This window comes from Bradyrhizobium sp. 137 (assembly GCF_023074095.1).
In the GTDB taxonomy this organism is placed as follows: domain Bacteria; phylum Pseudomonadota; class Alphaproteobacteria; order Rhizobiales; family Xanthobacteraceae; genus Bradyrhizobium.
In genome coordinates this window covers 1-21,216 of sequence record NZ_JADPKU010000012.1, presented here as the reverse complement: position 1 = coordinate 21,216, position 21,216 = coordinate 1, and the positions used below count along the sequence as shown (strand labels likewise).

Genomic DNA, 21,216 nt, shown 5'->3' with positions numbered 1-21,216 from the left:
AGCAGATGTCTAAACTCATCGACCTTGGCGAGCGAGAAATTCTCAAGCAAATCATCCCTCGTTTTGTGACAGGTGCAGGGGACGATTGTGCCATCATCGAAATTGCAGGGGGGCACCTGGTGGTCACTACTGACCCGGTGCCACCGCCAGCAGCGGCCGCAATCGGGCAAGACGATGATCCTTTTTGGATGGGGTGGCTTCTCGTCACAATTAACGTCTCGGATTTGGCTGCAGCGGGAGCCGTTCCGCTCGGGTTTCTCGCGGCTATAGAGTGTGAGGCAGAGCGAACAACCGCATCTTTTGAGCGTCTACTCGAAGGCGTGAGGGCGAGTTGTTCTGCCGCTCAGATAGCTTACGTTGGCGGGAACCTTCGTGAGGCCGCACGACTGTCGGCTGTCGGCACTGCGTTTGGCATGTGTACTCCATACCGCCCTTTGACGCGCATCGGCGCCAAGGACGGAGACATAATCGTCAGCATTGGCCAAGGTGGGGCCTTTTGGCGTGACGCCATTCGCTTATTGGAAGGAAAGGGCATAGGAGCAAAGGAAGAGTCTCCAGTTTTCAAGCCAGTTTCCCAGATTGGTTTTGTTCATCATTTGGCTCGCGAGCACCTTGTGGCTGCCGCAATGGATAACAGCGACGGCTTGCTGCCAAGTTTGAGCGAGCTAGCAAACAAAAACTCGCTTGGCGTTGTTTTGGACCTCGAAGCGCTCACCGTTCCTGGGTTGACTCGGGAAGAGAGTGATGATGCTGCTCGGTATTGGCTGGGCTGGGGGGACTGGAACGTCATTCTCGCTGTGTCCCCGGCGCATGAACACCGAGTGTTCGAGTTGGCCCACGTGGCGGGAGTATCGGCTAGTCGGATCGGTCGCTTCACGACTGAACATCGCGAGGTGATACTTAGACGCGGAAACAACACTGCTCTCGCACCTCGGTTGGAATCTGAAAGGTTCGCGAGGGACTCCTGGATGCTCAAAGGTATAGGCGAGTATGTGCGTATGCTGAAGGAAGTGAGCCTTCCGTAGGACAGTCATAATGGCCGTAAAAATACTAAGCCTAAGCGGAGGCGGCATTCGGGGTATCTTTCAAGCAGTGTTCCTTCGGGAAATGGCATTGCGACTAGGAGCGCCTCTTCGTGAACAATTCGATCTTATCGCTGGAACATCGACAGGCGCCATAATTGCTCTCGGAGTTGCCCTCGATGTGCCGCTGAGTGACATTGTTGACCTATTTGAAAAGCATGGCGCGGAGATTTTTCCCGAGAAAGTGCGTCGCGCTAGCCAACGGACGCTCTCGTACGCCTGCAAAGGTCCCATTTACGAGCAGGCGCGTCTTCACAGCTTGCTCACCGAAGCTTTCACAAACGATGGCCGGCAGCTTCAATTGAAAGATTGTACGCCGCCGGTCATCATACCGGCCACAATTCTAGACCGCTACCAAATTAGGTCCTTTACCACGCTCGCGCGGTGTGGTGCTCCCGAAAGCGTTGACGGAGAGCTATTTGCAGCCGACGTGGCTCTCGCTAGCGCAGCAGCCCCACTCTTTTTTTCAGCTCATCGTCCCCGGGGGCGCCGTACATTGAACGAGGAGATCCGAACGGAGGAACGAACGTATGTCGATGGGGGCCTGTGGGCCAATAATCCGGTTCTTCAGGCCGTTATGACTGCCAGACGTTGCCTCGGTACGCCATTTGAAGACATGCGAGTTATAAGCGTCGGCAACGGTGAGATTCCAGGCGGAAGCATTGGGCTCGACTTCAATGAGATGAGAAGGGCCCGAATGCTGAAGCCGACGCTGAACATGATGTTCGCCACACAAAGTGAGCTTGCTGATGAGACCGTCGGTACCTTGCTCGATGACAGTACGTTTTCTGGCTTAAGGATGTTGAGGATCAACACGCGACTAGATGCACCCATCGACCTCGACGACGCTAGGCTGGCGATCAGCCGTCTCAAGCCGCTGGCCGAAGACGAGGCTCGCGCGGCCGTGGGGAAGTTTCGAGGGCTGCTCGGATTATGAAGGACACTGGCTACTGCGCTTACCTTGCCGGTGGTAGCTTCTAGTGGTAGCAATCAGCCGCAGCCTGGCCGACTTGTTGTTGATTTAGCTGCTTTTTTTGCCGCTCGTATCGTTTCCCCTAGGGAGCGCCAGTTTCGCCTAACTGCCTGACATCGCTCCGACTACTCGGTTCGGCTTCCTCGTTTGCTACGTCTTCGTGCTACGGGAAGGCAGTGAATGTCGCGTGTCTCGCATCTGATCAGGCGTAAAGGAATCTTTTGGTTCAAGATCGATCTGCCAGACGATCTTGCTGGCCAGCCGCTTCCACCTACGATCCCCGATAACGTCAAGCGCCTCGAAAGCCCGGTCCGACGCGGCCATCTCAAGACGGCAGTATGGTTTTCGTTGAAGACAACGCTGGAGCGAGAGGCCAAACAGCGGCTCGGCGTTCAGATCGCGCAACATGCAAGCCTGTTCGAGGTCGCACGAGCGTTGTTGGCCAACGGCGATCATAGCGCCGCCACTCACCAGACTTGGATTGAACCTGGTAGCCCAGTCCCTCCCATCGGTGAACAGGTCGCGACCGCGCGGGGATTAACGATAACCGAAGCGTTCCATTCATGGTCGGACGGTGGCGGAGCAAACCGAAGACGCAGGACGACGCGAGATTGAAGCGAAGAAGTCGCTGGCTCAATATGCGGTGAAAGGCCTGACCTACGTCCGCGACGGAAAGGTGCAGGAGGCCGATGAGGTTTACCAATGCAGCAAGGAGAGCGCCGTCCGTGCGCTCCAAGACAGTTACGTAGGCTCAGCGTTGTCCGCTTCGCCTACCAGAGCCAAGAGATCACGATAGCAGGAGGTCGCCATGGTGCTGTTCGCCTCCTCCTTCATCCAGAGCGCAAAGAGAGTTGCGAAAAGCTGGTGTTTAGTTAGGCCAACGTGCTCGCTGAGCTTCTGGTACCAATCATGGTGATCAGATCCCTCTAACGCAAAAAGTATTGTTTCCAGATCGGTCCACCCCGTGGCCTCAGTTATCCTTGCCGGCTCTTTAACCACCATCTCTCTGAACACGATCTCTATCGGCTTGTCTCCCGGTAGATGAAAACTCACAGGCTGAACGTCCTTTGGGACCTTCCCTTTCATATCCCCATCGAAAAGGCCCAAGAAGCGGATAAACTGAAAAGGTCCTTGTAGTTGCCTCATGGCGTTGATGATTTCACCCTCGCCATTTCGAACCATAATCTCGACCCGGCGAGAGAGGTTCGGATCCTGCCTTTCGAGCCAAAGTCGACAGAAGGCACTCCCCGCCGCGTCTTCCACAAACACGATGGTGTCCACTGGTGGCCTTATTCCCAATGTCTCAAGGAGGATTGGCGGCGGACGATCGGCGACAAGTTTGATCCCTTTCGCATCGCGGCGAAAGAAACGAGTGCTTTCTTTGCTAAGCGGGGCGATGATTTGCGCGGAGTGACTGGTCATGATCACACAGAGCCGTCGGGTGAAAGCCATGCTTGCCACATAGTCGCGAAAGGCATCCTGAGAACCTGGCGAGAGATAGCATTCAGGCTCTTCAATCAGAACGATCGAGGCCTCAGCGGCTCTCGCGAGTGACCACCACAGGTAAAGGCAGCATGCGGGCCGGGCGCGCCTTCAAGGTAGGCGTATTCCAGACCGTCGACTTCATTCTGATCAGCGGACAGGTACCAGCGGGTCGCACTGGTCAGACGCGGATCGACGACAAGTTCGAGTTTGCCCGAGAACGGGTTGAAGTCTGCCGTCTTCGTTGGCGAGACGACCGACAACGCCAATTCCGCCGATGTCTCCTGTTCGCTCGGCACAACCAAGAATTTCGGCGTGATCATCAAATACTCAGAACCGGTCAGGCCGACCTGCTTGCGCAGCGCGAGACGTGCGGTCGACAGGAGGGTCGTCGATGACGTGTTGTTGAAGTTGGTCTTGTCGGTGCCGGTAGCGATGTTCTTGTGTTGCGTCGAGAACAGCGCGTTGTTGTCCGACATAGTCGGGCCATTTCCGCTGTTCGACTGAAGAAGGTCGGCCAACAGCTGCGCTTCCGTCGACGCCGCAGCCTGACCGAGCTTGCGCGGAACGGTTTCGAAAGCGCCCAAGTCGTCGTTGATGATTGCCTGACGGCTGAACCCGAAGATTTTTGCGTAGTTCAAGAGCCGGTAGGTCTCTGCGCCTTCACCGATCGATCCACGCTTGGTCTCGCCGTGTTCATTGACCTTCTCAAGCCGGGGCGCTTCTCCGAACATGATCCGGTATCGCGACTTGAAGTCGCGGGCCGTGACCTGCCGGGCGGCTCGCTTGAGGCCTGACGGCACACCTTGATAGGCGTTGCGGAGCGAACGGCCGGTCGCATCACCGAGAATGTTCGGGAAGTCGCTGGTCGTTTCCAACGCACGCTGGACAATCGTTGCCTGCGACATTCCGGTGATCTGCAAGCCGCGGACGCGGAGACAGTCACGGGCAATGTCGACCATCGTCATGTTGGCGTACTGCCGCGCCGGATCGGAAAGCTGATGCGCCGGCTGGGTACGCGCCCAGAGCGCTTCGCCGATCGTCCGCGCCCGAAATTCCGGGTCGTTGAAATCGGTACCGACCGAAATCGTCGTGTTGCGGATTGTCGAAGCATCGTTCGATCGCGAGCGCATCGCATCGAAGGCGGCTTGGCGCGCCGCTTCGGCGGTTGCGCCGGCGTCGATCTGGGCGTCGACCCAAGCCTGATTGCAGCCTGCGAGCCGGGCAATGGATCGGATTTCCGTGTTGATCTCGGCGCGGGTCTGAACCGGCGTCGCATCGGTGACCGGCGGTACAACGGTATCGTTCGCGGGCGGGGTGGCCGCCGCGGGGGCAGTGGTCATGTCTGGTTCACTCCGGATTGAGGCACCGGGATCGGCGCCAAGGGGGACGATGGAAACCTCGCGCAGCGTCCAGCGCGTCGCGGTCTTAGTGCGCCGACCGCCTTTATTCTTGGCTTCCTCGAATTTTTCGACGGTGTAGCCGACGGAAACATTCCTCAGGACACCGTCGGCGATGTCGGTCAGGACGTCTGCGACGTCTGAGCGACCGCTAAACTTCAGGACCGCAAGCAATCGCTTGCCTTCGATCCAAACCTTCTCCACGACACCGATGACGCTTTGGGCGGACGATCGGGCGTGGTTGTCGAGAACCGGCGCGCCAACCGCGCGGGACGTGTCGACCGCGTCCGCGCTGATGGTCAGCGCTTCGTCGACTTCGCCTTGATAGTCGTACCGCGCCACGGGGGCGCCGGTGCTGATGACCGCCGTCACAGTGCGGGCTTCGGCGTTGTAGCTGCTGCGCTCTAACGATACAGCCGCGCGACGTATCATCATCAGGCGGTCAGGAAGCTGAACCGGGACCGGTGCATTCATTGGGCTTCGTCCTGCGTAGGGTCGATTGGGGAGTGAGGAACGCCGAACTGAAGTCCGAGCCGCTTTGCGCGCTCGTGATCGGTGGAGATTTCGGCGTCCAGCTGTTCAATGTCCCAGCCGCGCGCCGCGACCGCTTCGCGGCGTGACATGACGCCGGCATTGATGCTTTCGATTTCGGCGCGAGCGTCCTTCAGCGGATCGACGAATTCCTTCCGCGGCGTGATCCATTTCGCCGCCATGAATGCGCGCGGGTCGCGCGCGAACCCGCGGGCATCCACCTCGCCGCTCAGTGCCGCGGCCGTCAGCCAGCGTTCCCAGACCGGCCGGCAGAACTGGAAAATGATGACGTTGTTCTGGATCGCTTCGACCCGGCGCCTGAATTCGAGAAGACCCGCGCGGATCGAACTGAAGTTCACTTGCGATAGATCGCCGGTCAGAATTTCGTACGGCACGGATAGGCCGGCGGCGATATGCCTGACGGTCAACCGAAGGAAGTCGATGCTTTCCGCGCCGATCGTCGCGGGGTCGCTGAACACTTGACGTCTTGCCCCGCGGACAAAACCTTTAGCGTGCCCGGCTCCAAGCCGCTGTCGATCGCACTGCCGTCTGCCGACGGATCGCCCGCAAACGGGCTGGCGTCGCCTGACTCATTGATGATGAAGCCGGTCAGCAGCGCGGCGATCTTCTGGCGCATCGACTGCGCGTCGGCGATCTGATCGAAGTCGCTAAGCGAAAGCAGGATAGGAGCCAGCCAGGACAACCCGCGGACCTGACCGGGCGCTTCAGGTTTGAAGACCTGAAGCATATGGTCCGCCGGAATGCGAACCGTTGCGAGCGATCCCCAGAAGTTGAATTCCGGGCGTTCCTTGTAAACGTGATAGGCGACCCTGCGACCGCGGTCATCGAATTCGACACCGGCGACCACGCGACCTGTATGGTTGTTCAAGACCTGAAAGCGGAGCGGGTCGACCTGTTCGGCGTCGAACAACCGATCCCGAAGCGGGTTGCCTTCTGCGCCGTCCAACGTCGGCGCCGCGAAGACGTCGCCGTCCACGACCATGCGGCGGACGACCATCGCGGTCAGGCCATAGAAGTCGGCGAGGCCGTCGGCGTCGGCTTGATCGGTCCAGCGATCCCAAGCGGCAATGATCGCGCCGCGGACAGCTGGATCGGGGTGCTGCGATTGCGGCTTGATACCGGCGCCGACGATGTTGCTGACCCATGCTTCGACGCCAGACGCCGCCAAGCTGTTGTTCGCGACCAGCGCCCGAGCGCGGCGGCCAATCGGGCCGCGCGCGGCGGTCATTGCGGCGCCCTGATGCGGGATTTCACTGGCACCGCGCCAGCGCCGGCCAGTACCGGCAGCTTCGTAAGAGCGGAAGGCCAGCACGCCGGCCCTGAACCGTCGACCGAACTGCGTCAGCGCGCCGGCCATGCTTACTGACCTTTGCGCTGCGCGGCTTCATCGACCGCGTGCGACCACATATCGCCAACCACGCCATCATCGTCGGTGACGAAGGTCGGCGTGTCCGTCCAGAATTCGTCTGGGATCACGAAGCCTTTCTTTGCAGCACGGTCCAACAGGATCGCTACGCATGCCGTCGCCGATCCGCCATCGATCTTCCGGAACTCCGGCAAATTCTCGATCGCGTCGGCTATTTCGGCCTGAGTGCCAACGATGTTCGAACAGCGGGGCCCGCGGTCGTCGTGGCGGTGCGTCAGGCGAACCCAAACAATTTCTGGAAGCAGCGGATCGGCCGCAGAGGCCGCAATGTCCTTCCAACGACTGGCAAGCACAGGAGCAACGGCGCTGAGGGCGCTCTTCGCGGCGGCGCGGGTTTCGTGCTTCGGTTCGTCACAGAGATCATCCGCCGCGATCTGAAGAAACGCTTCGAACCAAGTGAAGCCGCTCACGTCTTCGCCGACATGTCGCCACAGGCACCGCTGATCACGGCGGGCATGGGCGTCGAAGCGTTCCCGGGTGAGGCCGGTGAGCGTGATGAATTCGAGACGGCGCATTCGCATTCGACTTCCTCGGCATACCGCGTGACTGATGTCGTGCAGTTAGGGTGCGTCGGTCGCCAGCGTCAATCTGTCAGCAAAAACAGCAAGTTACCGGTAAAGCTCCCGGTTTCGGAATTTCGACTTCGTTAAATGAACTCGCTCTGGTGCGACTGATCTCAGGCCAAGTCGATGAACTGATTGGCGTTGTTCGCGGTGAGTTTTTGCGCTGAGAAAAATCCTGATCAGCGTCAAAGGCGAGGGGGATCGACGAAAATCCCGGGAGCTTTCCCGGTTTTGACAAGAGATGCGGCGGAGTTATCCACAGCTTTTGTGACGCCAATCGCCGGGCGTTTTCCCGTTGCGGGCCGACGCTCCCTTCTGATATCAGCCGCGACCCCTCCCGGGCCCAATTTCCAAGGAAGCTTTTCGATGGAAAAACTATCTCTGTTCGAACGCGTGTCGCTCGCCAATCAGTTCCGCATTCGCGCGAAGCTGGAAGGAGACGATCATCTCAGCAAGTTCGCCGATATCTTGGAGCGGGGTTACGTCAGCCTTTACCCGCGGGTTTTCGAGTGGATTTACGATGAGACCCCGGATGCCGTTGGCGAAGAAGTTCAAGACATCTTCACCATGTATCGCGCCCTAGAACGGGCGTACGAAGCCGGCGCGACGCCCGCGGCGGAGGCATTTCATCCTCGCTTCGACGGCTTTGACGGAAACCATGATCCACATTTCGGCATCGCCAGCTTTCTGATCGATGACCTGAATTTGTGGAGCGAGCAGAAAGACCGTCCCCGGAATTCACATTCGATGGCGACGATCGGGACCTATCGCGAAATGCTGAAGGTCTGGAACGATCTCGGCCGGCCATTTCCGTTGACGCAGGATCAGGTCAACCAAATCGCTGTTGGACCGTCCAAGAAGTAGTAGCCCGATGTTAGCGATGCGGCCCTTGGGGCCGCATCGCCCTTTCAAACGGCCTGCGGTTTATCGACCGTACCGACGCCTTCGCAGTTTTGGCACACGCCACGAAGGCGATCATGTTTGTTCGGGTCGCCGCAGCATACCGGGCACGGCACCCATTCCTTCTTATTTTCCATGTAGGCTTCCATCTGTCCGCCGCAGACAACGCACGCATTTGCCGTTGCAGACAGGGCATAGTGTTGTTCCGCCCGGCATCGCTATTCTCTCCCCATTGCTGGCATTCGATCAACGCGCTGAAGCGCGCCCTCCCATTCGCTCGGTCTGTACGACGTCCGAACGAAGCCTTCATCCGTCCAAGCGGCCGACAATACAGTTTCCCCCGCAAATTTGATCTTAAGCCTTGCCAAGCGTTCCTCGTCGTCGACGCGGCGTCGGAACGACAGCCGGAATTCACCGCATCGGCAGTCTAATGCGCGGACGCGACCTTTACCCGGGATGTCGAGATATCCGCCGGCATCGTTCCGCCGAAGGATGCCGATAGCCAGCTTTGCCAGCATCCTGATCCGCTCCGCGCGATCCTGCTTGGTCATCGTCATGGTGGAGGCAACCCCAGGGCAAGCGGCGGCCGAAGCCGCCGCGTCTCGGATCAAACCTTCAAACGGATGATTTCAGCAGACGGCTGAACGACGGCGCATAGCGCGACCCATCTTCCGTCAGGGCGGCGCCTCTCGCCGATCACCCGAAGAACCGTCGAAAGCGGTTCGGTCGGCCTTGATCTGCGACTGGGGTCAAAAACGGTGATATTGTCGGAAACAGCTTTCGGCATGGGTCAACTCCATGTTGGAAGTCAGGACCGCTCGGAAGTGCCAGCTTCCGGGCGGTCCGCTAGAACTACCCAAAGGTGCGCGCCGGGTACAAGCGGGAAGATAACACGCCCTGGACGGGTGCAGACCCGCGCAATGACCGGGAAATTTCCCGGGGATAGCAGGTTGAGGAGCCTTCCGCGCGCAGCAATCTCCGCGCGATAATCGTCGCCCATGACCGTCAGCTTGGATGATATTGACTGGATTTCGGCGGCGAAGGCTCTCGGCGGTCCGGCGATCGGGTTCGTCTTCGGCAGCCTGTTGACGTCGTACGTTCAATGGGGCTTTGAGAAGAAGAAGCAAATCCTCGCGCGCCGGCGTGAGTTGGTAACCGGCTGGCGCCTGAACCTCTTGCCGATGATAGGTCAGCCGCAGCAGATGCCGGTGGTGTGGGCAGGCGACCGTCAACGAACAGTGATGTCATCGCCGTATTACGCGAGCCTGCGTCCACACCTGACATCGAAAGCGATCAAGGCGATCGAAGACCCGACGATCAAGTTGTTTGTCCGCGTAGACTATTCGAAGCCGAAAACGAACGATTGGAGCCACCAATACCCGTTGAAGGTCTTCGTTGATGAAATCGCGCGCATCGAGCGCAAGTGGAAGCTTGTCTAAGGTTACTCGGATGAAAGTCGAACGCGATCAATACGAAGCTTGGCAACGACGGTGGTCGGAAATCGACGCCACCGTCACCGATAAAAACGACAACTGGGTTGGCGCGGTAACAGCCTTCATGCATCAGATCGAAGACGCCCGGCATGACGCATACCTGACGGGCCTTGCGCGAGCAGCGCGACAGCGCGCTTCAGAATTCAAAAAGCTGAAGCGCAACGCGGTGCCGTCCGACGTTTTCCAGACGTTTCTGAACGCATGGGGGCGGGTCCAAGGCGGGATCGGAATGCATTTGATGGATAGGCCGCCAACGTGATTTTGACGCAGCGCGAATTTGGCCGTGCCGCGATCTGACGCCGGCGCACCGTGCGAAGCTGATCGCCAAGCGCAAGGCGGCTTATGAGGCGGTGCACGGCCCAGCGAAGGCCGTCGGGGCACGCGCCGCGAACCGGGCCATGAAGCGCGGGGACGCAACGGCCAAGTTGGCCGATGCGTCCTTCACAGCCGACACGGCCGCCAAGACCGGCAAGCCTGAACGAACGATCCAGCGCGACGCGACCCGCGCCAAGGCACTAGGTCCTGATCTGGACCGCGTCGCCGGGACGTCGCTGGACAAGGGGATTGAACTGGACCCCTTGGCCGGCGGCCAAGCTTATTTTGCCAACCACGCCTGTCCGAAGGCTCCGGCGATTTGGATCAGTACACCGAGGCCGGAAACAACAAGCCCGGCACTGATCATCCATCGGCTGCGCGCGACTTCTTTTTCGCGTGCTGGAATGCTTTCCACCAACCGGCCCAATATTCCGCCCTCTACGCTGGCGCCGGTATAATTGGGGGCGTCGCCCGGGATATCATCATATACGGCCAACGTGGTGAAAAGGCTTTTCTCAGATGCGAGCAGCTTCGCCTCACGAAGAGCCTGCTTGTTCGTCTGCATCAGCTCTAAGCCGAGAACAACAAACCCGACAAACTCGACCAACACTCCGATCGCCGCAGCCCATTGCGGCCATGTATTTGCGTTCATTGTTCCTATCGGCCCATCCACTTTGATCTGATGACCCGAGGCGCGGCCGGCACCGGCGTTGCTTCCGCAATGAACGTCTGGCGATCGGCTTCGCGGTCAAGATCAAGCCCATACGATCGTAGGCCGTGCAACGCTGCAAGGGTGTAGACCCGGCAATCCAACGCTTCGTTGCGGACGAACGCCGCTTTGGTCCATTCCCGCACGGCGACGCCCTTAATGAACCGGCGGATCGGACGTTCGGCGGTCAACATCTTGAAATAATCAAGATCGCGGTCCGTCGGGAAATGGCAGGCGCCCGGCCCGGGTTCTTCGATCGACAGCCGGGCCATGATGACTTCCTTCGCTGCGTCGACGCCGACCATGTACAGAGGCGGCCGGCCCGGCTTCGGTCGCGATGGTCGGCGCGGCCAGATCGGCGCACCGCGAACCGATGATCCCTTGATCGCCCAGACTTGCCGGCCGTGACGTGGCGTCGCGAAGTCGTAAACCGTCTTGCTCCAATTGCCTGTATCAACTGCCGCAGCCATGACCCGCATCAGGCGGCCGTCGCGCCGGCGGCGCGCGGCCGTCAGGATCGCATCGAGGCGCATCCAGACGTCGCCGTCCGCGGGATTGCCTGCCAAGACGTGATATTCTAGAGACCTGCTTTCCTCGCCCTTGCCCCAACCGACGATTTCGCATTCAAGCCGATCCTGCTGGACGTCGACGCCTGCGGTGATGACGACGACGCTGTCCGGAACGTCCGCACCCCAGCTTTCGGCGCGCGCCATCAACCGCGCGGGTTCGGGGATTTGCGCCGCTCGGTCTTCGTACGGTTCGCCCAGCTTCAGGTTGACCCACGTCTGAAGACGCGGCGGATCGCGATACACGGCACCATGTTCGACAGCGATTTCCGCCCATGTTTCGAAGGGCGAATACAGCGCCGATAGATGGAAGCCGGCGGTCCGGCCGTCGCCGGCGGCGGTCGCGCGCCATTCGCCCTGTGATAACATCGCCGGCTTGTGCCGTTCATAAATCGGATCGCCGCAATGCTCGCATTGGTACCAAGCGCCGCCGCGGTGAAGCTGTGCGTAACGAAGGCTATCTCTCCGACCTTCAGGTGCTCCTCGGAGAGGAGCAAGGGGAGGATATTGTTGGCGCGATCGGCGCGCGCCATGGAGTGCCCGCGCCAAAGAGTAGGAGCGGCGTCGTACTCTATGCTCCAGATTCCGAGTTCGGCGATGTCCTTTGAGAGCCACAGTGGCCAAAACTCTTCCGGCATGCCGGACGACATCCAGGGAATGTGACCGACGCGCTTGAGGCCGTGGATAATACCACATGCCTGCTCATTTTCTCGGTCGTTGATTTGAGAAGAATGTCCGCCAGGGCCCCCTCCGTGTATGGCGGCGCGATCAGCATTGAAATCTAATGAGATCCGCCGACTCTTAGGTCCATAATAGCCCATTCGGGTCTTAGTGGTGTAAGCGTTCGTCTTGAACGCGCCCGGAGCCTGAAGAATCGAAAACTAAAGTCTATCGATCGACTTTTCGATCTCGGCAAGTATCTGCTCGAAGGTCGGCTTACCCGCGTAGTAGAGCGCGCTGCTTCGCTCATAGGCGTTCGCGAATGTGGTTCGTGTCTTGGGATCGCTCAGAAGGAAGGCCTCATTCTCTGCAATGTTCTGGTTGTCGTCCTGGCGAAAGCGTGCCTGCTTGTGAGCCTTATAGGCGTCCGTGCCGATGAATTTCTGAACCTCGGGCTGTTTGAGCAGCTCATGGATATCGTAGTAGTGACGCATGTATCCAACCGGGTCGCTCTGGTCGGCTTGCTGCTTGCGGAACTTCGTTGAGACCGTCTGTAGTTTTTCAACGAAGGTATAGCCGGGATCATAGCAAGGCACCGCCATGGCGCGGTTGTCGATGATATCCACGTGGCTTGCCACGGCCCGGTCGTAGAGCCACGAGCTGATGTCCTTTGGCGCATTCGGCGCCACGGTGTCGAAGCCAACCTCCAGCAGGACTCCTTCGCGGAGACCTTCCATGGCCTCGACGACTGTCGTGTAATTCAGCTTGATGCCCGCGCTCCGATAGTTCGGCACATCATCGAATTCGGTGTCCCGTTCGACATTCGTAACGCCATCGATCTTGATCGTTTGTGCCAGCCACTCATAGAAATCTTTCCGTGACCGGATGTGAGCGGGCTTGTTGTGGTGCTTGCCCGTTTTCACATCCCGGTCCTTCGGGGGCTCGATCAGGATATCGATGTCCTCCGAAAACCGATTGATGATCTGATGCCCCTTGGAAAGCGACGTGCCACCTTTGAGCTGGAAGGTGAAGCCGAGCTGTTGAAGTCCGTATAGGCAGTGCATGATCCAGTAGTCTTTTTCGATGAGGGCTGGATCGATGCCCTTTTCTTCCGCCACAATCCGGATCAGATCCGCGAATTGCGGATGATTGTGGAGGAAATCACGCGGCATGCAGTTCGCTCGGTCTTAACGCGCGATCGAAGAATTTCTTCGTTCGCTCGTTTCCATACTCGCGGACAGCGCGGCGCAAGCGGCGTTGGTCGGAAGTCGCAGCACGCTGCTCGACCCGCTTGAGAACCTCATCCTTTGCTTCTGCAAGCTGATTGACGTTGTTGACGAGATCGACAAGCAGAAACTCCTGCGTCAGCGACTTTGGAAAGCGCGGCTTCACGCGGAAGGCAAACTTGCGATTGCCGAGTTGAAACTCGCCGTGGCGCTTGTGATTGTAGACGACGGTCTTGTCATAAAGCTGCGTCGTTCCCACGCCCAGGCTGTTGTAGGCATTGGGCGAGGCCAGCAGAAACGTATCGTCCTTCAGAAAGGCGCTCACAACATCCTTGTCGGAAGCGGGAGCCGAGCCGAACACCGTTTCCTTCGGATAGGCATACAGACCGCCTGAAAGCTTCTTGAGTGTGCCGCTCTCAACCAGTTCCTTGAGATGCCGATCGACAGACGTCGACCATCGGACCAAATCTGCCCGTCGATAGGCTTGGCCCGGCTTCAGGTGCTTCTTGAGGGCATCGAGCTTCGTCATGGCTTCGAATGTAAGTCAGAATTGACTACCTTGCAAGGTTTCTGATTGAAAATTCATGCAAATTGAAGAGCAAGTGATTGATACAACGTATTTAGATGGTCCGGTCGCAGCGACGCGAGAGTCTTTCAGGACCGATTCCCAATATTCCGCCGGGAGCGGCGCATCTGGAGCCGCCGTGGAGGGGCCCGGTCTACGGGCAGCTTCAGCGGCCAGTTTTTCCATCGGCATGCGCCAGCTCGCGGGTCGATCGGTTCCGAATTAGAACATAACAAGAACAAACGTCGAGTCCGTCGGACCTCATCCTGAAAAAATCATCCCGTCGGGAGGGGCGCGGTGTCGGAACCAAGCCGGGCCGTTCGTCTTGAATCCGGCGTCAGTAATGGAGTTCCCTGCGATGGCCCCCCGCGCGAACTGGAAAGGCTTCCTGCGTCTTTCCCTCGTCACCTGTCCGGTAGCGCTCTATCCAGCCACCTCGGAATCCGAAAAGGTCTCGTTCAACCAGCTCAACCGAAAGACCGGCCACCGCATCAAGTACGCCAAGGTGGACGCTGATACCGGTGAGGAGGTCGACAACGAGGATATCGTCAAGGGCTACAAGGTCGACACCGACACCTTCATCGAGGTGACGAAGGAGGAGCTCGAGAACGTCGCGCTGGAATCGACGCGAACGATCGAGATCGACGAGTTCGTCGACCGCAGCGAGATTGATCCAAGTATCTGATCCGTCCCTACTATCTGCGACCCGACGGTAAAGTCGGGCATGACGCTTTCGCGGTCATCCGCGAAACCATCCGCGAAATGAACAAGGTCGCGATCGGTGGCGTGGTGGTGACCAATCGCGAGCACATCATCGCGCTGGAGCCGCTCGACAAGGGGCTGATGGGGACGCTGCTGCGCTACCCTTACGAAGTCCGCTCTGCGGATGAGTATTTCGACGACATCCAGGACGTCAAAGTCACCAAGGACATGCTTGACGTCGCCAGGCACATCGTCAACCAGAAGGCGGGCCACTTCGAGCCAGACAAGTTTGAGGACCAGTACGAAACCGCGTTGATCGATACCTGATCAACCAGAAGCGCGCCGGTAAACCCATCACCGCGAAGGCGCGCCCCCGCGGCGAGAACGTCGTCGACCTGATGGACGCGCTTCGCAAGAGCATTGGAAGAGACGTGGCGGGCTCGACAGAAGCCCCAAGAAGCCAAGCAAAAAGCCGCGCAAGGCGGCGGCCGGGCAAAAGGAAATGCTGATGCCAATCGCAGGCAAGCCGGCGAAAGAGGCCGCGCCGAAGAAGCCGGCGGCCAAACCGCAGCGGAAGTCGGCCTAGCGTGTCGTTAAGGATCCAGTGACGCCAGACGGCCGTTACTTCGTGTCCGCGGCGGGGAGCGATATGGCTGTGCTGAAAAAGACTTGGAGATCAATGTTAAGTGCGGGCATTCTTGCCTACCGCAAAGGCGCTCGCGGGCTCGAGGTTCTGCTCGTTCATCCCGGCGGTCCGTTCTGGCGCAAGAAGGATAACGGCGCCTGGTCCATTCCGAAGGGCGAAATCGACGCTGCGGATGCTCCGGAGCAGGTTGCGCGGCGCGAGTTTGCCGAGGAACTAGGTCCGAGCGCTTCGATTGGTCCGCTCCAGCCGCTGGGGGAGGTCCGACAGCGAGGAGGCAAGCGCGTCATCGCATTCGCCGGCGTGGGCCATTTTGACCCGGCGGCGCTGATCAGCAATACCTTCGAGATTGAATGGCCGCCCGAAGCGGTCGAAGGCAGAGCTTTCCCGAAGTCGACCGCGCGGAATGGTTCGATATCGAGTTCGCGCGGACCAAGATGCTGTCCGCTCAGGTGGAGCTTCTCGATCGTCTTTTGGCGATCGCGGTTGAGAGCGCAGGGAAATGACGTTTAGGATTGGAATCATTTCGGACACGCACGGCCTGTTGAGGCCCGAGGCGGAACGAGGCCTGGCGGGCGTCGATCACATCATTCATGCCGGCGACATCGGGCGCCCCGAGATCGTCGGCGCGCTTCGCCGGATCGCGCCCGTCACCGCCATCCGTGGAAACGTGGACAATGGCGAGTGGGCCCGCGAATACCCCGACACGAACCTCGTGCGCCTGGCGGGAAAGTCGATCTACGTTCTGCACGACCTGAAGACGCTGCAGGACGATCTTGGCGCGGGCATCGACGTCATCGTCTCGGGGCATTCCCACGTGCCGAAGATCGACACGGTCGGTGGCGTTCTCTACGTGAATCCCGGAAGCGCGGGACCGCGGCGCTTCAAGCTGCCGATCACGCTTGCGACGCTCGATGTCACTTCTCAGGGCATGCGACCGGAAATCCACGACCTTGGAGGCGACTGAGCGCACCACCGCGCTGGGAATTCACAGCGGAGGAGGCGAATGCGTTAATTCGTTCCGTTTGCCGGTGACATTCGAAGGGAAGCGTTATTTGCGCGGACGTTCTCGCTCGCGCACGACTTCCTTCGCCCGCTTGTCGGACCGGAGCCCGAGGTAGACGGGCTGGCGCAGTTCGCCCTTGCTCGTCCACTCCGCGAACTTGACCTCGGCAACGAGCGAGGGCCTGACCCAGGTCGTGGCGGCCTCGTCCTTCACTTTGGCAGGGAACGGCGATTTAGGGGCCGTCAGCTTCACGAGCTTGCCATGCAGGTCTTCCAGGATTTTGTGGCTGAAGCCGGTGCCGACATGTCCGATATAGCGCCATGCGTCGTCTTCCCGCACGGCGAGGACCAGGGCGCCGAAGAATGGCCTGGTGCGCCTGGGTGCCGTGAAGCCGGCGATCACCACTTCCTGACGCTTTGCCGTCTTGATCTTCAGCCAATCCGCCGTTCGGCTTCCTGATGTATACGCGCTGTCGGCGCGCTTCGCCATGAGGCCTTCCAAACCCTTCCGCTCGGCATCGACGAAGAATTTCGTGCCGTCTCCTTTGCGGTGAGTGCTGAAGGCGATCAGCCTGTCGCGCGGCAGAATCGCCTTCAGCCGCTTCTTGCGCTCGAGGAGAGGCTGCCTGCGCAAGTCCACTGCGTTCTCGAACATGAGGTCGAAGGCGCAATACAGGAGCTTCGCTTCATGGCGCAGCGCGTTTTGAAGCAGCTGGAAATGTGAGACGCCGTCCTTTTCGATCGCGACGAGCTCACCGTCGATCACGGCGTCGCCCTTCACGCCCTCCAGCGCTTTAGCGACTCGATATAGCTGCGGCTGATGATCTTGCCGTTGCGGCTGTAGAGTGCAAGCTTGCCCCGCCGGATTTCTGCGATCATCCGGAAGCCGTCATACTTGTCCTCGAAAACCCAGCCGGGGTCGTTGAACGGCGCGTCGGTGGCGAGCATCGGCTGCAAACGCTTGGGCAAGGGCGACGTCCGGCTCATTCGAGGTCAATCCTTCGGAGCGCGTTGCGAAATGCATGGACGTCCTTCAAGGATTAGGGAACGCTTCGAGGCCGCGTCGTGTTCCGCAGGCGTCGTGGCGTGAGCACGATCGATCGCGGAGGGCGGATCGGACCGATGGCCAGAAAACTGAAGACCTATCAGACCTCGCTGGGCTTCGTCGGTCAGGCGATCGCCGCTCCCTGCATGAAAGCGGCTCTGGAAGCGCGGGGCGCAGATAGCAATCTCTTCCATCAGGGCGCGGCAAGGGAGAGCCACGATCGGGACGTCGTCGCCGCGACCATGGCAAAGCCCGGCGTCGTTCTCAGGCGCCCGGCCTGATCCGACAGATCTTCAACGACCCGACCGGAACCGAACTTACCTTTCGCGGTTTGGAAATCGTATTCAACACTAGGGAGCGCCCCATGGGAGAGCGCCGCAGAGTGAAGCAGACCCGCTCGCTTGAAGAACGAATGGCCGAACAGGCCAATAAGCTTAAAGAACGGGCGAGCCAGTTACCGGCTGGTACGGAACGTGAGAGTTTACTTAAGCGAGCCAGGATCGCCGAGACCGGCGCGCATCTAAGCGACTGGCTGACGTCGCCCGGATTGCAGCCACCCAAATAAGCCTTCGGAGCGACTGTTCACTTTGGTACTCTCAGGAACATCGACACGGCACGCGGTGATTCGATGCTCCAAATGATTTTGATAATGTGCGGGATTGGGACTGCACTGGTCGGCATCTTAATCAGCGTATTTGAGTGGCGCGCATTGGTGGGCTATTGGCGCCTAAAGAGGCGCCCCCCGGCAAATTTCGACATGAAGTAAGACCGTCTCAGTTGGCGACCTCGTCGTTATTGTAGCGCGTCCTCTGTTGTCCCATCGCGGCATTTGATGCGGTTGAACAAAGGCGGTCGGTGTCGAGGCGGACCGGACATCGACCCAGATCTGTGAGTAGCCTAGTACGCGTACTGCGGCTTGGTTCACGGCGGCGCGGTCCCGTCGCTTCTCAGGAGCGAGCTCCATGACGGCCCGATGTAGCTCGGCCGGTATCGTGCAGTTGGCTTTCCAAGGGATTGTTGGCAAACTGCCAGGCGATCGAATGCATCCATCACAGGTCCTCCCGCAGGCTCCGGTAGAACGGGTGCCGGACCTTTCCCTCGGCCGACTTCGCGCGATACTCGGTCTCGGCGAGCAGCTTTGGTTCGACCCAGATGCCCTTATGTGCGATCCGCTTCGTGTACGGTTGCGTCTTCCGGATCAGCGGCATCAGTTTCTTCTGGAGGTCAGCGGCGGACGTCTTGTCAAATCCGTGGTCGAGCTTGCCCGCATAGACCAGATCGTCGCCGTTGCGGCGATCGACATCGATGCCGTCCCATTTTCCCTCGTCGAGTCAGCGATCGTCAGTGTCTCGCGCTGGATGCAGGTTTTCTTCACCCAATCGCCTGTACGCCCCTTCGGATAGGGAGCATCTCGCACCTTCGAGACGACGCCAGACCGAGTTGCAGGCATGCGCGAACATCTCGCGTCCCTCGATCTCGAAGCTTTCGCTGAACTGGACGTCGGTACCATCGACGATTTTCCTGAGCTCGGCTTTCCTCTGGATCAGCGGCAGCTTTCGGAGATCGCGGCCATTCAGGTAGAGCAGATCAAAGACCACCAGCACATGCTCGTTGACTTGCCCTTGAGCTCGTTCTGCAGCACCGAGAAATCCGTGGTGCCGTCGGCGGCGGGGACGACGATCTCGCCGTCGATGACGGCTGAGCTCGCGCTGATCCGCCACGCGTGATGGGCGACCTTCTTGAAGCGGTGGGTCCAGTCATGGCCGCGGCGCGTGAAGACCTTCGCCGCCTCGTTGGCCAAGTGGATCTGGACCCAGTAGCCGCCGAACTGGATTTCGTGAATCCAGCGTTCTCCGGACGGCACCCTCTCGATCGAGGTGGCCAAGGACGGTTCGATGAAGCCGGGCATTGGGGCCTTCACGCCGATGGTCGCCGGTTTTCGACGCTGAAACGCCACTGAAGCACTCCAAGCAACAGCTGATTCAAACTGACACAGGTCGAATCGTTCCGGAACCCGTGAATCCTTTGCTGCGTTGGTCTGCTAGCAATCCGACAGGAGGAGCCGATGGCGGCAGCGAAGAAGACGGGGCGCGGGCGCAAGCAGGACCGGCCCCGTGTGGCCGGCGGCCAAAAGTATGAAGTGGGGTACGAATCCAAGAAGACAGGACGGTCGGCGTCAGCGGTCAAGAAAGCTGTCAAAAAGGTCGGCAACAACCGGAAGCGTGTCGAGAAGCGTCTCGGACGATAAATTTTTTGCCCGCCTCAAATGTCCAGCGCGTTGCCTAGACCTCGGGCGGGCATTCGGGGCAGGTATCGCCGATCGAGTCCAGGACCTCGGTTAGCGCGCCGGCAGCCGCCTCGGGCGAAAGGCCCGGTGGCGGATCCTGGCGGGCGATTTCGACCGCCCGCTCGCGGGCGTATGGATCGGCGCGGTCCTGCATCCAGCCGTGGTACTCACACTCGCGGATCGCGCCTGCCTCCTCCAGCACGGCCACCGCCCGCCCGCGTACCGTGCGGGTCGCCGTTCGCCTCTCCTTGGTCATCAGCATCAAAATCGCTCCTGCGCGAGGGGCGAATCCTTGCGGCCCTCAATCCGTTCCGGCTGCTAACACAGAGCAGGGATTCCAAATCGTCGGGGCAGGTGCTTTTCCACGTGTTCCGCCGCCCTGTGCATAGGCTGTAAGCTTGTCTTCCTTGTCGCGCCTCGTCTGGCAAAGGGTGCTGCAGCGCCTTTGCCTCATCCCAAGCGGCGCATTGGGACACAACTTTCCTCTTCGCCGGTTGACCAGCCTACCATCTAAGGCGAGAACCTGCCGACGCAGAAACCACTCGAGAACTGGCCAAATCCAATCCGCGAGATTTGATATAGCTACAACGTCATTGGAATGCTTCGAACCTCTGTCGCTTTGATTCTCACCATTCTGTCGGGTGTGGCGCTGGCCGACGATTTTGTCGGACAGGCTAGCGTGATCGACGGCGATACGTTGGAAGTACATGGAGCGCGTATCCGGCTTTGGGGTATCGATGCACCGGAGAGCAGTCAGCTGTGCCGCGGCGAAGACAGCTTGCAATATCGTTGCGGTGCGCAGGCGGCGAACGACCTTGACGCCTTCATTGCCCGCCGTCCCGTCAATTGTGTTCCAGTCAGCCTCGACCCGTATGGCCGCACGGTTGCGACCTGCTCGGTCGCAGGCAGGGATCTCGCTGAATGGCTTGTACGGAGCGGTCTTGCGTTGGATTGGCCTCAATATTCGAAGAGAAGATATCACAAAGCTCAGCGCGAGGCTGAGCGTACCGGCCAGGGACTCTGGAAGGGCAGCTACGTCGAGCCGTGGCTCTATCGTGCATGCATCCGGGCAAGTGGAAAGCCGGCCACCTGCTCGGATGACGCAAATGCCCATCCTTGATGCGGTTCCGGAGAGATGCCGATCCACAACGTGTATTGGCCTATCATCACAGGTTGGGCAGGTGGCTCTGGCGCGGTTTGGGCGACTCACGCTACCCATCATTCCCAATCACCTCACTGCACAATGGGAATGAAATGGTTGCAGCAACCCGTGAATTGCCGACCTCTGGTTACGCGATTGAAGTGGACGGCCGGTTCAAAGCCGAATTTACAACCAGAGACGGCGCCAAGGCGGCTGGCGAAGAACTAAAGAAGCGTTTTCCGTTGCTTCAGATCAGGATCTACGACGCGCAGACGCATGCTCGCGAGGAAATCTAGATCGCCGGTTCGAGTCTAAGCGGAGTTCTTCCGCTTGCGCGCGTGCGGCTTTCGCCGCATCGGGCTCTCGTGGAACCGAGCCGCTTTGCGTCTCGGTAGGGTAGGCGCGGGACACCTCGACGAGGATGTCCCTACGCCTCCCCCCAAACCGTGCGGGCACTTTTCAATGCACACGGCTTTCCATA

General features: G+C 59.5%; 23 protein-coding genes and 5 pseudogenes. 14 read left to right on the top strand and 14 right to left on the bottom strand.

The window, feature by feature from the left end; all coding sequences use genetic code 11:
- Positions 1–5 precede the first annotated feature (5 nt).
- The 3 genes from IVA78_RS02665 to IVA78_RS02655 all read left to right on the top strand — a co-directional run bounded on the left by IVA78_RS02665 (position 6) and on the right by IVA78_RS02655 (position 2,670).
- Positions 6–1,025 carry a thiamine-phosphate kinase gene (locus tag IVA78_RS02665; protein WP_247464085.1) on the top strand — a complete coding sequence of 340 codons (1,020 nt, stop codon included), beginning with the start codon at positions 6–8 and terminating at the stop codon, positions 1,023–1,025.
- A 10-nt stretch (positions 1,026–1,035) separates the two neighbouring features.
- The gene (locus IVA78_RS02660; protein WP_247464083.1) at positions 1,036–2,019 is read left to right on the top strand and encodes a patatin-like phospholipase family protein; all 984 of its coding nucleotides are present in this window, start codon (positions 1,036–1,038) and stop codon (positions 2,017–2,019) included.
- A gap of 216 nt (positions 2,020–2,235) precedes the next feature.
- Positions 2,236–2,670 (top strand): DUF6538 domain-containing protein, encoded by a 435-nt coding sequence (locus IVA78_RS02655; RefSeq protein ID WP_247448744.1) that lies wholly within the window; start codon positions 2,236–2,238, stop codon positions 2,668–2,670.
- A gap of 126 nt (positions 2,671–2,796) precedes the next feature.
- Here the strand turns inward: IVA78_RS02655 and IVA78_RS02650 are convergent, their stop codons facing one another.
- From IVA78_RS02650 to IVA78_RS02635, 5 genes are all read right to left on the bottom strand, one after another.
- Positions 2,797–3,507: a hypothetical protein gene (locus tag IVA78_RS02650; RefSeq protein WP_247464080.1), complete on the bottom strand. Its 711-nt coding sequence runs from the start codon at positions 3,505–3,507 to the stop codon at positions 2,797–2,799.
- 65 nt (positions 3,508–3,572) lie between these two features.
- On the bottom strand, positions 3,573–5,411 hold the full coding sequence (locus IVA78_RS02645) for a prohead protease/major capsid protein fusion protein (protein WP_247464077.1): 1,839 nt from the start codon (positions 5,409–5,411) through the stop codon (positions 3,573–3,575).
- Positions 5,408–5,896: a phage portal protein gene (locus IVA78_RS34255; RefSeq protein WP_253075275.1), complete on the bottom strand. Its 489-nt coding sequence runs from the start codon at positions 5,894–5,896 to the stop codon at positions 5,408–5,410. The genes IVA78_RS02645 and IVA78_RS34255 overlap by 4 nt, the downstream gene beginning before the upstream one ends.
- The gene (locus tag IVA78_RS34250; RefSeq protein WP_253075274.1) at positions 5,893–6,846 is read right to left on the bottom strand and encodes a phage portal protein; all 954 of its coding nucleotides are present in this window, start codon (positions 6,844–6,846) and stop codon (positions 5,893–5,895) included. Before IVA78_RS34250 ends, IVA78_RS34255 begins: the two co-directional genes overlap by 4 nt.
- A 2-nt stretch (positions 6,847–6,848) precedes the next feature.
- The gene (locus tag IVA78_RS02635; protein ID WP_247464075.1) at positions 6,849–7,430 is read right to left on the bottom strand and encodes a hypothetical protein; all 582 of its coding nucleotides are present in this window, start codon (positions 7,428–7,430) and stop codon (positions 6,849–6,851) included.
- Between the two features lie 414 nt (positions 7,431–7,844).
- On the opposite strand from IVA78_RS02635, the gene IVA78_RS02630 reads away from it, so the two are divergent.
- Positions 7,845–8,342 (top strand): YfbU family protein, encoded by a 498-nt coding sequence (locus tag IVA78_RS02630; RefSeq protein WP_247464072.1) that lies wholly within the window; start codon positions 7,845–7,847, stop codon positions 8,340–8,342.
- 254 nt (positions 8,343–8,596) lie between these two features.
- Here the strand turns inward: IVA78_RS02630 and IVA78_RS02625 are convergent, their stop codons facing one another.
- Positions 8,597–8,935 carry a hypothetical protein gene (locus IVA78_RS02625; RefSeq protein WP_247464069.1) on the bottom strand — a complete coding sequence of 113 codons (339 nt, stop codon included), beginning with the start codon at positions 8,933–8,935 and terminating at the stop codon, positions 8,597–8,599.
- A 441-nt stretch (positions 8,936–9,376) separates the two neighbouring features.
- On the opposite strand from IVA78_RS02625, the gene IVA78_RS02620 reads away from it, so the two are divergent.
- Positions 9,377–9,817: a hypothetical protein gene (locus tag IVA78_RS02620; RefSeq protein ID WP_247450329.1), complete on the top strand. Its 441-nt coding sequence runs from the start codon at positions 9,377–9,379 to the stop codon at positions 9,815–9,817.
- Positions 9,818–9,827: 10 nt separating this feature from the next.
- Entirely contained in the window at positions 9,828–10,130 is a 303-nt protein-coding gene (locus tag IVA78_RS02615) for a hypothetical protein (RefSeq protein WP_247450331.1), read from the top strand.
- A 336-nt stretch (positions 10,131–10,466) separates the two neighbouring features.
- Here the strand turns inward: IVA78_RS02615 and IVA78_RS02610 are convergent, their stop codons facing one another.
- The 5 genes from IVA78_RS02610 to IVA78_RS02595 are packed head-to-tail and all read right to left on the bottom strand — an operon-like array spanning position 10,467 to position 13,876.
- Complete coding sequence (locus IVA78_RS02610) at positions 10,467–10,838, bottom strand: hypothetical protein (RefSeq protein ID WP_247450333.1); 372 nt, start codon at positions 10,836–10,838, stop codon at positions 10,467–10,469.
- A gap of 5 nt (positions 10,839–10,843) precedes the next feature.
- Positions 10,844–11,728, bottom strand: coding sequence for a terminase gpA endonuclease subunit (locus IVA78_RS02605; RefSeq protein WP_346275279.1), 885 nt, complete (start codon positions 11,726–11,728; stop codon positions 10,844–10,846).
- Positions 11,665–12,282, bottom strand: a complete 618-nt coding sequence (locus IVA78_RS34515) for a hypothetical protein (protein WP_346275280.1) — start codon at positions 12,280–12,282, stop codon at positions 11,665–11,667. The genes IVA78_RS02605 and IVA78_RS34515 overlap by 64 nt, the downstream gene beginning before the upstream one ends.
- Positions 12,283–12,342: 60 nt before the next feature.
- Positions 12,343–13,293: a nucleotidyl transferase AbiEii/AbiGii toxin family protein gene (locus tag IVA78_RS02600; RefSeq protein WP_247464063.1), complete on the bottom strand. Its 951-nt coding sequence runs from the start codon at positions 13,291–13,293 to the stop codon at positions 12,343–12,345.
- Entirely contained in the window at positions 13,283–13,876 is a 594-nt protein-coding gene (locus tag IVA78_RS02595) for a hypothetical protein (protein ID WP_247450349.1), read from the bottom strand. The genes IVA78_RS02600 and IVA78_RS02595 overlap by 11 nt, the downstream gene beginning before the upstream one ends.
- Before the next feature lie 394 nt (positions 13,877–14,270).
- Here IVA78_RS02595 and IVA78_RS02590 point away from each other — a divergent pair.
- The 3 genes and pseudogenes from IVA78_RS02590 (at position 14,271) to IVA78_RS02580 (ending at position 16,224) form a co-directional block, all read left to right on the top strand.
- Positions 14,271–15,200, top strand: a pseudogene (locus tag IVA78_RS02590) (Ku protein).
- A 63-nt stretch (positions 15,201–15,263) separates the two neighbouring features.
- Positions 15,264–15,763: pseudogene (locus IVA78_RS02585) on the top strand (NUDIX domain-containing protein).
- Positions 15,760–16,224, top strand: a complete 465-nt coding sequence (locus IVA78_RS02580; RefSeq protein WP_247464060.1) for a metallophosphoesterase family protein — start codon at positions 15,760–15,762, stop codon at positions 16,222–16,224. The pseudogene IVA78_RS02585 and the gene IVA78_RS02580 overlap by 4 nt, the downstream one beginning before the upstream one ends.
- A gap of 84 nt (positions 16,225–16,308) precedes the next feature.
- Here IVA78_RS02580 and ligD read toward each other — a convergent pair.
- Positions 16,309–17,249: pseudogene (gene ligD, locus IVA78_RS02575) on the bottom strand (non-homologous end-joining DNA ligase).
- A 135-nt stretch (positions 17,250–17,384) separates the two neighbouring features.
- Between ligD and IVA78_RS02570 the strand changes: the two are divergent.
- Together IVA78_RS02570 and IVA78_RS02565 are read left to right on the top strand one after the other, a co-directional pair.
- A pseudogene (locus tag IVA78_RS02570) lies at positions 17,385–17,585 on the top strand (cell envelope biogenesis protein TolA); the annotation flags it as partial.
- 86 nt (positions 17,586–17,671) lie between these two features.
- A complete protein-coding gene (locus tag IVA78_RS02565; RefSeq protein WP_247279082.1) occupies positions 17,672–17,872 on the top strand; it encodes a hypothetical protein in 201 nt (66 codons plus the stop codon).
- A gap of 484 nt (positions 17,873–18,356) precedes the next feature.
- Here the strand turns inward: IVA78_RS02565 and IVA78_RS02560 are convergent.
- A pseudogene (locus IVA78_RS02560) lies at positions 18,357–19,264 on the bottom strand (DNA ligase).
- Positions 19,265–19,372: 108 nt separating this feature from the next.
- On the opposite strand from IVA78_RS02560, the gene IVA78_RS02555 reads away from it, so the two are divergent.
- Positions 19,373–19,555, top strand: coding sequence for a DUF3606 domain-containing protein (locus tag IVA78_RS02555; RefSeq protein ID WP_247464057.1), 183 nt, complete (start codon positions 19,373–19,375; stop codon positions 19,553–19,555).
- A gap of 34 nt (positions 19,556–19,589) precedes the next feature.
- Here the strand turns inward: IVA78_RS02555 and IVA78_RS02550 are convergent, their stop codons facing one another.
- Positions 19,590–19,856, bottom strand: a complete 267-nt coding sequence (locus tag IVA78_RS02550) for a hypothetical protein (protein WP_247279080.1) — start codon at positions 19,854–19,856, stop codon at positions 19,590–19,592.
- A gap of 336 nt (positions 19,857–20,192) precedes the next feature.
- Here IVA78_RS02550 and IVA78_RS02545 point away from each other — a divergent pair, with 336 nt between their 5' ends.
- A complete protein-coding gene (locus tag IVA78_RS02545; RefSeq protein ID WP_247464052.1) occupies positions 20,193–20,714 on the top strand; it encodes a thermonuclease family protein in 522 nt (173 codons plus the stop codon).
- 134 nt (positions 20,715–20,848) lie between these two features.
- Positions 20,849–21,031: a hypothetical protein gene (locus IVA78_RS02540; protein WP_247279078.1), complete on the top strand. Its 183-nt coding sequence runs from the start codon at positions 20,849–20,851 to the stop codon at positions 21,029–21,031.
- The last annotated feature ends 185 nt before the right edge of the window (positions 21,032–21,216 follow it).